This is a genomic window from Syntrophales bacterium, from assembly GCA_026417625.1.
Classification (GTDB): Bacteria; Desulfobacterota; Syntrophia; order Syntrophales; family UBA8958; genus JAOACW01.
This window is the reverse complement of record JAOACW010000019.1, coordinates 1-12,577: the sequence shown is the minus strand read 5'-3', so window position 1 is coordinate 12,577 and position 12,577 is coordinate 1. Positions and strand designations below refer to the sequence as shown.

Annotated in this window: 13 protein-coding genes; 2 read left to right on the top strand and 11 right to left on the bottom strand. The window is 43.9% G+C overall.

What is annotated here, in order from left to right; translation table 11 throughout:
• Positions 1-177: 177 nt before the first annotated feature.
• Positions 178-933: an MBL fold metallo-hydrolase gene (locus N2317_08790; protein ID MCX7817584.1), complete on the top strand. Its 756-nt coding sequence runs from the start codon at positions 178-180 to the stop codon at positions 931-933.
• Positions 934-938: 5 nt separating this feature from the next.
• Here N2317_08790 and N2317_08785 read toward each other — a convergent pair whose 3' ends face one another.
• The 5 genes from N2317_08785 to N2317_08765 are packed head-to-tail and all read right to left on the bottom strand — an operon-like array spanning position 939 to position 4,235.
• Positions 939-1,811 (bottom strand): DMT family transporter, encoded by an 873-nt coding sequence (locus N2317_08785; GenBank protein ID MCX7817583.1) that lies wholly within the window; start codon positions 1,809-1,811, stop codon positions 939-941.
• Positions 1,812-1,832: 21 nt separating this feature from the next.
• Positions 1,833-2,318 carry a hypothetical protein gene (locus N2317_08780; GenBank protein ID MCX7817582.1) on the bottom strand — a complete coding sequence of 162 codons (486 nt, stop codon included), beginning with the start codon at positions 2,316-2,318 and terminating at the stop codon, positions 1,833-1,835.
• Entirely contained in the window at positions 2,308-2,919 is a 612-nt protein-coding gene (locus tag N2317_08775; GenBank protein MCX7817581.1) for a DsbA family protein, read from the bottom strand. The genes N2317_08780 and N2317_08775 overlap by 11 nt, the downstream gene beginning before the upstream one ends.
• A 10-nt stretch (positions 2,920-2,929) precedes the next feature.
• Positions 2,930-3,442, bottom strand: coding sequence for a thioredoxin family protein (locus tag N2317_08770; GenBank protein MCX7817580.1), 513 nt, complete (start codon positions 3,440-3,442; stop codon positions 2,930-2,932).
• Between the two features lie 4 nt (positions 3,443-3,446).
• Complete coding sequence (locus N2317_08765; GenBank protein ID MCX7817579.1) at positions 3,447-4,235, bottom strand: hypothetical protein; 789 nt, start codon at positions 4,233-4,235, stop codon at positions 3,447-3,449.
• Positions 4,236-4,312: 77 nt separating this feature from the next.
• Here N2317_08765 and N2317_08760 point away from each other — a divergent pair, with 77 nt between their 5' ends.
• The gene (locus N2317_08760) at positions 4,313-5,872 is read left to right on the top strand and encodes an OmpA family protein (GenBank protein MCX7817578.1); all 1,560 of its coding nucleotides are present in this window, start codon (positions 4,313-4,315) and stop codon (positions 5,870-5,872) included.
• A 70-nt stretch (positions 5,873-5,942) separates the two neighbouring features.
• Here N2317_08760 and N2317_08755 read toward each other — a convergent pair whose 3' ends face one another.
• From N2317_08755 to N2317_08730, 6 genes are all read right to left on the bottom strand, one after another.
• Positions 5,943-6,686 (bottom strand): radical SAM protein, encoded by a 744-nt coding sequence (locus N2317_08755; GenBank protein ID MCX7817577.1) that lies wholly within the window; start codon positions 6,684-6,686, stop codon positions 5,943-5,945.
• A gap of 61 nt (positions 6,687-6,747) precedes the next feature.
• Positions 6,748-8,202: a phosphoenolpyruvate carboxylase gene (gene ppcA / locus N2317_08750; GenBank protein MCX7817576.1), complete on the bottom strand. Its 1,455-nt coding sequence runs from the start codon at positions 8,200-8,202 to the stop codon at positions 6,748-6,750.
• Positions 8,203-8,209: 7 nt separating this feature from the next.
• Positions 8,210-8,992, bottom strand: coding sequence for a DUF169 domain-containing protein (locus N2317_08745; protein ID MCX7817575.1), 783 nt, complete (start codon positions 8,990-8,992; stop codon positions 8,210-8,212).
• Between the two features lie 146 nt (positions 8,993-9,138).
• Positions 9,139-10,740: a PDZ domain-containing protein gene (locus tag N2317_08740; protein MCX7817574.1), complete on the bottom strand. Its 1,602-nt coding sequence runs from the start codon at positions 10,738-10,740 to the stop codon at positions 9,139-9,141.
• A 35-nt stretch (positions 10,741-10,775) separates the two neighbouring features.
• A complete protein-coding gene (locus N2317_08735; GenBank protein ID MCX7817573.1) occupies positions 10,776-11,651 on the bottom strand; it encodes a hypothetical protein in 876 nt (291 codons plus the stop codon).
• 340 nt (positions 11,652-11,991) lie between these two features.
• Positions 11,992-12,577: hypothetical protein (locus N2317_08730; GenBank protein ID MCX7817572.1), on the bottom strand; the 586-nt coding region annotated here is incomplete at its 5' end.

Genomic DNA, 12,577 nt, shown 5'->3' with positions numbered 1-12,577 from the left:
GTGGGAAGGGTGAGGTAGATGGGAAAATCATTCTTTAAGAGATGTGTATTTAGGTGAGATGGTTGATAAAACAAAATGGTTGCATAATAGATGTGGAGATAAGGAGTATATCGGAAAATTAAACACAAACGTTGATAATAGCTTATAAGCAACACGTTTACACCACGGCAGGTTTTCATGGTTCATGTGATTCCAAAATGCGGCTTCGCAAAAACCTACCTCCTCGAGGAAAAAAGAGGGATTATTGCAGTAGATGTAGGTAGCAGAGGTGCTGCAAGAGATGTAGAAAATTACACCCTTAACGTCCTCGGAAGACCCCTGAGTGATATAATTTTTATCATCGCCACCCACTTTCACATTGACCACATCGGCGGTATAGCCACTCTACTTGCAAAATGCTCATCAATTACAAAGGTAATATTCCATGAAGAAGTGGCGCATTACATTGAGGGCCGAAAAGGTCTCGCTACAATGAAAAACTGGATGAAATGTATCATTCCCGTAATTAGGGGAGATTACCAGTTGGGGAGTATAAACCACATCTTTTACGATTCCCTTACAGGTGTACCCCTTCCCTACTTTCGTTACAGAAACAGGGTGAGTTACGCAAAACGCATAGATTTTGTATCATGCACAGCAGATACACCTCAGGTTCTGGATTCCACCGAATGGATGATACTACACACGCCTGGTCATACACCCGACTCCATATCCCTCTACAATGCCCAAACCAACGAACTGATCTGCGGTGACCTCATCCTAGGACGAAAAGCCGGTGGAGGTCAGCTAAACCAATTCCATTACGATGCTGAGAGGATAATCACCACCTATGAAACTCTTAGAAAATCCCTCAAAGTAAAACGGTTATACCCCGGCCACGGTAGTATGATCTTCCATGAAGACGATGCCTTTTTAAAAATCAGTCGCTTTTAAAAAGATCAAGAAACACTTGCCATAACGAATACACCGATAAGCATCAAAAAAGCACCCAAGAATCTCTCTTTTATTTGCTCTTCACTGAAAAGTAAGGCCCCGTAGAGCACACCAAAAAGCACACTTGTCCTCTTTAGGGCAATCATATAGGCCGTCTGGGTAAGAGAAAGGGCGAATACGTGACTCAGTATGGAAATTGCTTCCACAAGACCGAGAAGAATGACGGGCGCTACCCTAACGCCAGCATACAGCTTTTTGCATGCACCACCTTCCATTACTGGATAGATAAAAGCCACCAAACCAGTTAGGGCCAAGTTGTAAATTACAGCAAAGAAGAAGGGATTTGAGTGCAAAATAGCCTTTCTACCCATAACAGACGTGAAAGCGTAAATAAAAGCGACGAGAAACATAAGCCACGACCCCTGTTCTTTAAGAATCGCTTTAAAAGGCATGAGAAAACCCTCTCTTGCGCTGGACAAATTAAGCGTATAAGCGCCCAATACAATTAGAACAATACCGGCAAAACCGCAGAGACTCACCCTTTCATCGAGTATGATCCATCCCGTCAAGGATATGAACACTGGAGTGAAGGCAAGGAAAGGAAGTGTGAGCGAAAGCGGTGAAACTTTGATAGCCCTCATGTAGCAGTAAAAGGCAACCACCTCCAGGGGCAAACCAAAAGCAATGCATATCCAGAATTCACCTTCAATCTTGAAATCTGGGATGAACGGTAGAGACAAAAAGAGCCAGGGTAAAGTGCATATAAGACGCAAAAAACCCATGCTCAGAGGGGATAGACTTGAGAAATAACGCTTAGTTATCGCATCAGCTGTGGCGAGGCTGAAGGCGGATAAAAGGGAAAAGAAGAACCAGGCCATACAAAAAAGCTCTACACCCCACTATCCGTAGAGTGGCAAAGTAGAGCCATGAAAGAATAAGATGAAAGCGACAACGCCCGCAACAAACGCAGAAAAGGCGAGTGACTTCTGCATGTCTCTGAAGTTAACAACCATAAGCAGCAATATAATCGAAAGAAAAGAAATACAGTAAGGACAGTAAATGTCGTTCGTTACCTGGAAATGTAAAAGCACTGCCTCTCCTCCCAGAGCAGAGGATATGAGAACGGTGCTTATCCGGTTGGCATGTGTGCTGACTTTTGTCCTTCTCAGAGGGTTAAGTGCAAGAAGTGCAACCATGAGAAGAAAACCCCACATTTCGAGGTCGAAACCGAGAAATTCACCTTTCAAATACCTGCACGTAGTGCCACATGTTTTGTAGTAGATAATCAAACATATCCCCGTGACCGGCAGAACCACGTTTATTAGATTTACTAACTTTTCCCACCTCATAGCAAAGGGTAATAACACTGGAACCTTACGGGCCAATTGCCCTTAGTGCTCTTACAATGTCCGGACCACCAACGAATTTTTCCTTCTTTCCTCCTTTCACAATCACGCAGGAGGGTGTAGCGTCAATATTGTCTTCCTTTATGCACGAGTTAAAAAAGTCAAAAACAGCTTTCTCATTTATCTCTCTTATGGGTATGGACTCGCGCTGGAAGAGCTCCATCAGTCTCACCTCAGTAGTCAAAGACTTGTTCGCTGCCGCTTCAAAGAGCAACCTCCGCACGCGAAGGGCATGGTCGATGTCACCTTTTGCTGCGTTTGCCTTTAAAAAGTAACTCGCATAAAGGGGTGTAAATCTGTGAAATGGCGTATCTACAAAGACCACCTTTATCAATCCCTGTTTCACGAGTGTTAATATCAGAGGTTCAATGGCCGATTCCATCGCACTGCAAGGAGGACAGAAGTAATCCGTATAAAGCCTTACCAGCACTGGACCCGACCCAAAGGTGGGTAGCTTTTCTTCTTCAGTGCTTCCCACACTTAGGTAAGCAATTACTAAAACAAACATAAGGACAGAAAGACCAATCACCAACCCCTTCACTACCCTCTTCCTGATAAAATTCACCTTTTGGAAACCCATACGTAACTGATCAACCTCCTTCCTGCGACGCATCACTCAAAACCTCACCTATAAATCTTTTAATCTCCTCTTTCCCTAAGACCTTACCCACGGAAACGACTCGGTCATTAATTATGAGCGCCGGTGTCCCCATTACTTTGTACTTCAAAATAGCCCGAGGGTCGCTTATGTGCTCCAAATCTGCAGGCAACCCAAGCTCCGCAAGGGCTCCGCGGGTTTCCTGTTCCAGATAATCGCAACGCGCACACCCCGGCCCCAAAATGACGATCCGCAATCCTTTAGGTGACTCCTCCTCCACCTTTTCTCCAATGTATCTCTTAAACTCCCTAAGAAGAGCCTTCATATAATCGCCTTCCGCCCGGCGAGGAATATAGTTATGACGCCCAACACCGCTCAAAAGTTCCCTCCCAATTTGCTCCTCTGATAATCCTGAACACTTTTTTGCCACCTCTTCCAGTACAGCATGGAGACCCACAATGCCCACGTACTTGCCTTTAATCTCTATACGACTTATATCACCCATGTTATTACAAAAACTCCTCTGCCGCCCTCCGGGCCTCTTCCAAAAAGCGCCGTACCCTTTCCATGTCTTTTCTAAACCTCACAGGTCTGCCATCGGAATCCCTGGCATTAGTTCCCGAACAGCTATCAACACCAAACGGACGCACTACACGAATAGCTTCGTACACGTTTTCCGGCCCGAGTCCACCTGCAAGTACTACGGGTATTGGGCTTTTCACCACAACTTGCACTGCTACGCTCCAGTCCGATGTAACACCCGTTATTCCCAAAAAGCCCGGGACAGGTTGCTCCACTGCAGCAACAGGATTTCCAAGGTAAGTATCAATCATCAATTCGTCACTGGCAGGTGCAAATATATCTATGTACTGTGACAATTTTTCCAGCACTTTGTCGCGCCACACTCCGCAATCGTTAGGAACACCAATCGTTCGAACGATCCCCACCTCAGGGTAACGCTCCTTCAAAGAAATCTGGAACTCCGCAAGATACTTCACAAAACTCAAATCATAATCACTGTCACCGGGAAAGGGTGAAAGCGTTTCACAAAAATGAATAAAATCAGGATTTAATTCTTCGATTATCGAACATATAACGTAAAGATCCCTGAACAACGGTAGCACAACACTTTTCGATCTTGCTCCTTTAGTTAACTCTACAACATCCTTTATCCCTGAATTTGACCAGGATCTTTTATCCAGTATAACACTACCAATTCGATCAACACCAAGTGCTATAAGGGCCTCAGCCTCCTTGACATCCTGCACCTCGTAAATCTGGATATTTATGCGCTTCATATGATACCCCAAAAAAGGTTTGACACCAAAATACCTTTTTTCGTATAAGTTTTTTGACTAACCGCAAGGAGGGAAAGATGCGAATAGTCACAAAAATTCTTATTTTCTGTCTTATTACAGTATTTGCAATTACCATAGAAACAACAAATGCTCAAGTTCAGCCAGGTCAGTTTTCCGTGGGTGCCTATGCTGGCTACATCACCTTCGACAACGAACGAAAGTTACACGACAGTCCACTTGGTGGAATACGTCTTGGGTATGACTTCACCCGTTACTTCGGCCTGGAAGGAACTTTTGGTCTCTTCAACACCGCTTACGATACACCCGTAAAAGGGAAAAAAGAAGTAAAGGGTGTCACGTACCGATTGGAAGGGCTACTCCATCTCCTCCCGAGAAGCCCCATAGTTCCCTTCCTAGCCGTTGGTGGTGGTGGCATGAACTTAGATTATCCGCAGGGTGTCTCCAATAGCCACAGACCTATTGTTGACTATGGAGCAGGGTTAAAGCTTTTCGGCGGTGAAAACTGGCTTATGAGGTTGGATGTGCGTCACCTCTACGAGTTCGACACTTCCAGAAGCGATGTGGAATTTACGATGGGTCTCTCTTATCTCTTCGGCAGGAAAAAGGAAGGTTTGGTCTACAGAACAGAAGAGACAGTTATGGAGGAAACGATTTCTGCACCACTTAACCTCAAAGTATGGCCCAAATCGGAAAGTGAAAACAACCTCAGCTGGGATCCAGTGACAGCTGCCAAGGCTTATCGCATCTATCGTGATGGCAAATATTTGACCCAATCAGAAACAAATCAGGCACTGGATGTAGGTCTTTCACCAGCAACACGTTACTGCTACAGGGTAACGGCACTGAGTGCGACGGGAAAGGAATCTGCAACAAGTAACGAGGCATGTGCAACCACACCCGCGAAAAGAATCGCCGCTCCCACAGAAGTCACTGCGAAAGCCGTATCCGATAGTCAGATAAACGTAAGCTGGAAAGAAACAAAAGGGGCAACGGAATACAGGATATATCGAGATGGTGTATTTCTCACCACTTCAAAGACACCTTCACTTTCCGACATGGGTCTCAAAAGTGCGACACGTTACTGTTACGCCGTTACAGCAGTTGGGGATGATGGACAGGAATCTGTCATGAGCCGAACGGCATGTGATGAAACCTTTGCACCTCCGAAGGAGTTAAAAAGGGAAGCTGAGGCGAAAGCTTTAGTTCTAACACAAAAGGAGGAAAAAGCGGCAGCTCAAATAGCAAAGGAGCTCAAAGAAAAAGGCGAGACAAGGATAAATATCCTCTTCGATTTTGACAAAGCCAACGTTAAACCAAAGTATCACAGCGAGCTTAAAAAATTCGCCGCTGTCCTACTTCGCGACCCAACTTTGAACGTTGTGATAGAGGGACATACAGACAACATAGGCGGTAAAGAGTACAACCAGAAACTATCAGAGAGAAGGGCCCAAGCCGTTGTAAAATACCTCGTGGAAAAATTCGGTGTGCCAGCGAAGCAGTTATCCTACAAAGGCTATGGAATGACGAAACCCATTGCGGATAACAAAACCAAAGAAGGACGGGCTAAAAACCGCCGCGTTATGGCCGTTGTAACTTACGAAATCGAGAAGAAGTAAAAGCCCAAAAACAAAAAAGAAGGGGTGTTCAACGAGAGAACACCCCTTTTCGTTTCTTAAAGATTTTCAATCAACAGATTATTTCGCAGGGTATTTGAGCGTCACGGCACATGTTTCTTATGCGATTAACAACAGGACGGTAAAAATCTTCTTCACTTGCCAGGGGAAGTGAGTGAGCTTTAAAGACTCTGTCAGCGTAGTGATAGTTCAAGCGGTCGACAATGATGTAATCCACCTTTCCTTTTAGATCCTTAACCAGATCCTCCGCCCCGGGGAGAATAGGAGCGATCATCGCATAAGTTCTAATCCCCAAAGAATGCATCTTATCCAGTGCTTCTATCCTCATGTCAATGGGTGCAGCGTTGGGTTCAAAGAGTCGCCTTATCCCATCATCTGTCGTAGTGATAGAAAACCCAACTTCACAATCCCTCGCTTTCAGAAAGAGATCCATATCCCTGAGGACAAGGGCTGACTTTGTCTGAATAGTAAATGCCCAACCCCGTGAGATGAGCATTTCAAGACAACGTCTCGTAATGATGAATTTCTCCTCCGCCGGCTGGTAAGGGTCACATACACCACTTACCCACACTCTACCCCTTTTTTTCTTGTCCAGTTCCCGAGTTAAGAGTTCCGGAGCGTTGATCTTTACATCAACAAAGGTGCCCCAGGGTTCCTTATGGCCTGTAAATCTCTTCATGAATTGGGCATAGCAGTAACGACAACCATGTGAACAACCTATGTATGGATTCAGGGCATAGTCGTAAATCTTTGAGGGACTAAGAACACTCTTGACAACGCGTTCAGTTATTGCCACCACTGTTCAAACGGACGGGTAAAAAGCTTCCCTCCTCGCAAATACTTCGTAAATTCGGTGATTAACCCAAAAAGTTTCTGAACTCTGCAGCCTCCAGAACTAATTCGTCTAAATTGGAAGCGTCAAACTTTATGGCCTTCCATATGGAAAGTGCCAACTTCGCATATTCGGGATCTGAATCGAACTGGAGTGTTTCTGGAATTTTCAGTTCCGGAAGTTGTTTTTTAATCACATCGTAACAAGCAAAGCGCATAGCCTTTCTCAAGTCATGGACAAAATTCTCGTCCTGACTCAGATATTCAATGTCCTCTTTCTCCAAAGATTCAAATCCCAAAATCTCAGGAGGAATACCTATCGAATAAAGAGCCGCACAGAATGGGATTGCTCTGGGTAGAAATACCCTGCCCTCACCGCGGGAATAACCGAATAAACCCACATGAAGGGCCCTCGCCCTTCTCTTTGGAATATAAGGAGCAATGATATTAACCAGGGGAGCAAGTTTTTCGATATCTCTCTGATAGCTCTCCATAAATCGAGCGATTATATCCATCGATTTTTGCTCATCTACTTCTCTCGGTCGCGACCTCTCATGTTTGTTTATCTTCTCGATGGCTTCCCTTACAACCTCCACTGGATAATCGTACTTGAACGATGATTGCACTGTAAAGGTATGCGCGCTTGGATAGGCATTTAAGCAGTTCTCCACATTTTCAGGCGTGAAATGACCACGGAAAGGCGGACATCCCGCCCCTACAATGGGAAATATTTCAACGCCTGCTTCCCTCTCCAATCGATCCAGTTTGAGGAGAGCTATTTCCAAAGCCAGAAAGGCACTTACGTAACCAAAATTAAGTGCGGGATCGCTTCTCGCCAAAAACACTCTCAAATAATCGCGTTTTAGTCTTGAATTGGCGAGGTACTCACGAATGATTTCATCCACCTTAATGAGTTCTGATATCCTTTCGATGAGTGGAATAACATTTATCTTTCTCGGTCTGATTTTGCCAATCCAGTCCTTTATTTTTATATCGCTGACGTAAGCATTTTGTTTTTTGAAGACAAATCTGTCGTAATACTCTTCGATTCTGATGATTTCCTTTGCAGAGACAGTCATCGGGAGAATTACTTCGAATATGGGTGGTACATCTTTCTTATAGAACAGGTACGCAATATCATAGTTTCTTGGGATGCTCTCCAGCGTTTCGAGCAAGATCTTGCCTTCGGCTTTCTGAACAGCCGGGTTAGGAAGTCTAATAGTCAAAAAACAATCACGACCGAGCACCTTTTCCTTGAAGAAATCCCCATACTTCATGAGCAACTTTTTTACTACGTGCTCATCCGTTTCTTTTCCCTCGAAATCCCACATCTGCTCTTCAATTCCTAAATCTTTAAACGAATGGTAAGCCTCCTTTATTTCAAGTTCATCTTCAAGAAGGGGTCTTGGGGCAAAAAAGGGCCTCTTCACATTATCTGGATGTTGGGTCCCCATTGTTTTGGGAATTAATCTGCTCTTCATGATGAGTTTACGCTTTCGATTCCTCCTCTCGCAGTATCTCCGTCCATTTATAGTACGCAGGTGGCAGAACATCGGCAAAGCGGAACATGAACGGCGTGGGGAAACGCCATCCTCTTTTATGACCCATCTCCAAACCTTTTACCACCAACTCGCTCTTACTCCAGGGGATCGAAAACGCCATTTCGTTATCTTGAGCAAGTGCGAAGAAACGATCCCCTGCTCCGGATACCACCACCTGAGGTTCATCGGTGAGTATTGTCCTTGCAAGGTACGCCCCACACGCCACTCCGCCAAACATCGGCGTCGTCACCGGCTTTCCTGTGGCGAGAAACCAACCCTGGATCAACCGAACTACCTGGGCAGGTTCCCCATATATGACTACAACGTGAGGTTCAAAGGTGCAGTTCTGTAATGGGGCTGTCACGACAGCATGGTACTTCCCATAGGGCAAACCTGTAACGTTCCTCGTAATCATTTCCACTTCCTCTCGCGTACCTACACCAGCAGCTTCTCCACTGGAACCATTGAGGTAACTCTCCCCTTTGGTAAATCCAAGAACGAAATACCCGTGGGGGCAGCTTTCATCTTCTCTTCCTAAGGCGAGAGTCCAACCATAGCGTCTGGATAACGCCACAGCTTGACATAGAGGTATAGCAGTTCCTAAGTCCCTACTGGGAACGCGGACCTTTTCTGGAATTTTTTCGTCCTTTTCGTAAAGCCTGATGGCAACCGGAAATGTCTGTGGCCTAATGTAAAAACTTATAGCCTCGTTTACTTCCTTTACATTCATAGCTCCCCCTAACCAATTTTTTTCCAAGACAAAGGTGGAATTGCCCCCTCAGATATCATTACTTGCACCCTCTCGGGGATCTTTAGATCCTACCTCGGATAAACGCTTCCAGTTGTTGCCCTTTACCACAACTTACGAGATTTAAGCTACTTCTCTGTTAATAGTTCCCATCTGTATATCTCGTCCTGTGCAGCCCTTGCATCGGGGGCATCCGGATAAAGCTCGAGATATATCTTCATATTTTTTATGGCCTGCTTGTAGTTTTTTAGCTGTACATAATTTAACGCAAGGGCCTTATAAAGGGCTGGGAAAAAAGGCTGGATTTTCAAGGCCTTTTTATATTCGGAAACCGCTTTTTCAAATTTGCCCTCTGATGTATAGGACTCTGCCCTAATGACAAATTTCCTAGCCTCCTCTGTAAGGACAAAGAATTGAGGGTATTTTTCTATCAGTTTTGCAATATGACTCCTCACAGCTCTTGCCTCTTCTTCATCAGCAAACTTAAAATACTCCGCGTATTCCTTCAAAGCTTCCTTGTATTTACCTTTCGATTCATTCTCCTTTGCGATTTTTAGCTTTCCCTCAGCGTATGGCTTTAGAGAATCATGGGCTAAGGCGAGATGCCTTTCTAGAAATCTACCTTTAGCTTCAAAAGAATCTTCCAAAAGATTGCTGTAAATATCTGAAGCTCTCTTCATATCCCCAAGTTTAGCATAACTGACCACCTCAATAATCATATCAATGACATCCTTTCTCTCGGGCAAGACCCTCAAGGCTTCATTGAAATTCCCTCTCTCAAGATGAAGGAAGGCCATAGCCCTTTTTGCCCATTTACCAGTGGGATCCAAGGAGTAAGATCTCTCAACATCTTTTAAAAATTCCTCTCTTTTTCCCAGTGCTTGATTGGCAAAAGCCCGAACGGCGAGGGCATCAGCTAACAACTTAACAGTAAAATCGTCTTTTTCATCGGTAGTACCCCTGGGAATTACAATATCAAAAGGTTTTTTTATATATGCCCTCTCTACTGTAAGCGTCGTTGAGGCACCTTTTTGACCTGTCAAAACTCGAACTAATCTCTCCGAATCCCACCCTGATACCGATTGTCCGTTCACTTTAACGAGTTTATCTCCAACTTTGAGACCAGCCTTTTCAGCCGGAGACAATCTCAGCACCCACGAAACAACAGGAAAACCATCGCTCCTCATTTCAAACGAGATTCCTATACAACTACCCTCAAAGGTACAACTTACCCATGAAGAGATGCGTACTGCCCTGTCATAATCACCAGCATATAGATCATTCATTCCCAAAAGTTCTTCAAAAAAAGCGTTTAAATCACCTAACCTCGTTATCAGCCGTTTTCTTCTCGCCTCATCAGTACCTGCAAAGTCTGAATTTCGGTGAATAATCCAGTTTCTTTCAAGTGAATCTACATTTCTCTCGGAAGGATTGTAGTAGTGCTCCAAAATTTCTCCGGAAGGTGAGAGAGTTAAAACAAATCCGTCGGGGAAATAAGCTTTATAAAAACCTTCAAATTTTACATTCAATCTTTTACAATAATCAATCTGAGTCACTAAATCGCATGAAAAAAAAGTTTCCACCACGTCTTCTTCAGGAACAAATTTCCACATAGCTATCTCTCTCAATACCCCTGGATCTACCGTCCGTGAGGACTGAGCCTGAGAAATCGGGGCGCATGTCAATAACAAAAAAATAACTATGTATAGTGTATTTAGAGTCCTGCACATTTATGTGTGTTACCCCTTTTTATTGACTTCACTTTTCACCTAACTTCAGCGATCATCTCATTAAGCTCATCCTCTAAAGCCTTCTTCTCCTTTAAAAGCCTCTGCTCTTCCTTGAGAATTTTTTGGTATTCCACTTCTGCCTGCGCTTTCAACACAAGGTCCTTCGCTAAAAGTTCGTTTATACGATCTATCTCTGCAGGACTTTGAGCCATCCCCTTTTGGGTTTCGAGTTCCTTCATATGTTTCTCAATCTCTTTGACAGTCATTTCAGATCTTTCTTTTTGAATTTTCACCTCATCAATATTTTTGTACAAATTTTGCAGCAAATCAAATTTAGGCAAAGCCTTTCTGAAGAAGATAGAGTATTGTGTGAGTTTTCTGTTCATATCCAATGCTTTTTTTGTATCTATCGCATCACCTGGAATACTACATTGTGGGATCTGCCTCGGGGAAACTGAAGTGCCCTCAAAGGCAACAGCAGCCCAAAAACGGCCCGTTTCCAAATCACCATTTAGTATAGCAGTTTCAGCCATTTTTAAAAAACAAGCCGTCTTTATAATCCTCTCTCTAGCGCTATCGGAGACTCCGGGTGTAAAGCTTGTTGGTTTTGGATTTTCCCAGTCTATATTTTCGAGTGGCTTTTCTCTGTTGGAAGTTCCTGAGCCGAGAATAGTAGAAGTTGTTAATGGCTTGCTCCCAATTCCCACTTTGGATACTATTTCCTCTCCAGCCTTCTTCCTTTCGATAGCTTCCTTCTTTGCCTTTTCTTCTACCTCTTGAAGATACTTCTTTAGCTCTTCTTGCTTCCCTGTAGTCTCTCCCTGCGTTCTTCCAACAGCCCCTCGGTCATGCAAATTGCTGAAGTCAAATAGAGAACTGAATATTGGCTCTAAGATTTTTTTAAACATCATAAGTTTCATTTGATCACTGGAAGATAAACCCTGAGGATACGAAGGGACAGGTGTCGCCCTCGGACAATTTTTTGAATACTCATCCACAGTCATCCACTGGCCTTTCTTCTCGCAGTATATCTTTGGTGTAGGCACAGGGAGGACTTCCGCAAAGGTGTAAACGGGCATTGAGAAAAGAGAGATAACGAAAATTGCTACTAAGTTTCTCACGTTCATAATTATCAGCTCAAATATGCTTAATGCCGCCCTTTTGCTTTCGCCATCTGGATCGGCGGCAGAGCAATATTATAGTGCTATGTTAAAAATCATCAAGAGCTGTATACCTGAAATAAAAATCTGATTATTCTGTATAGAAGATTGGATCATCTGGGTGGGATTCAAAGAATTCGTATCGGATGGTGCGATAAAGGCCCTCTTTGAGGCTAAAAGGTGGGATAAAACCTGTTTTTGGGATGGATGTGCCAAATTGGGTATTTGAACAGAATTTTTTGATGCGAATGGATGATATGGGAAGCTTCTTACCTGTAGCAAAGGATACAAGGTCAAAGGCATATCCAAAAAGCAAACCAAGTGAATAAGGGATGCGTAATCTCCATCTATTAGATGAGTGCGTGGTAGATGGATTAAGGGCAGAGTAAATGATGGAAATGAGGGTATTCATGTCAAAGTCGGGTTTATCAACATAGTTGTAAATATGAATGCCAGGGGGGAAAGAGAGGGAAAATTCAATAAATGCAGCAACATTTTCCACATAGGCGATGGATTTTATGTTTTTGCCACTGCCAACCATAATGAATCTACCATTTGCTATCTGGTTTAGAAGATTATAGACATTGCCTCTGTTTCCTTCTCCAAAGACAACAGGTGGCCTAATGATTACCAGGGTGCGAGTATGAGGTGATCTTTTCTGCCATTCAATATAGATC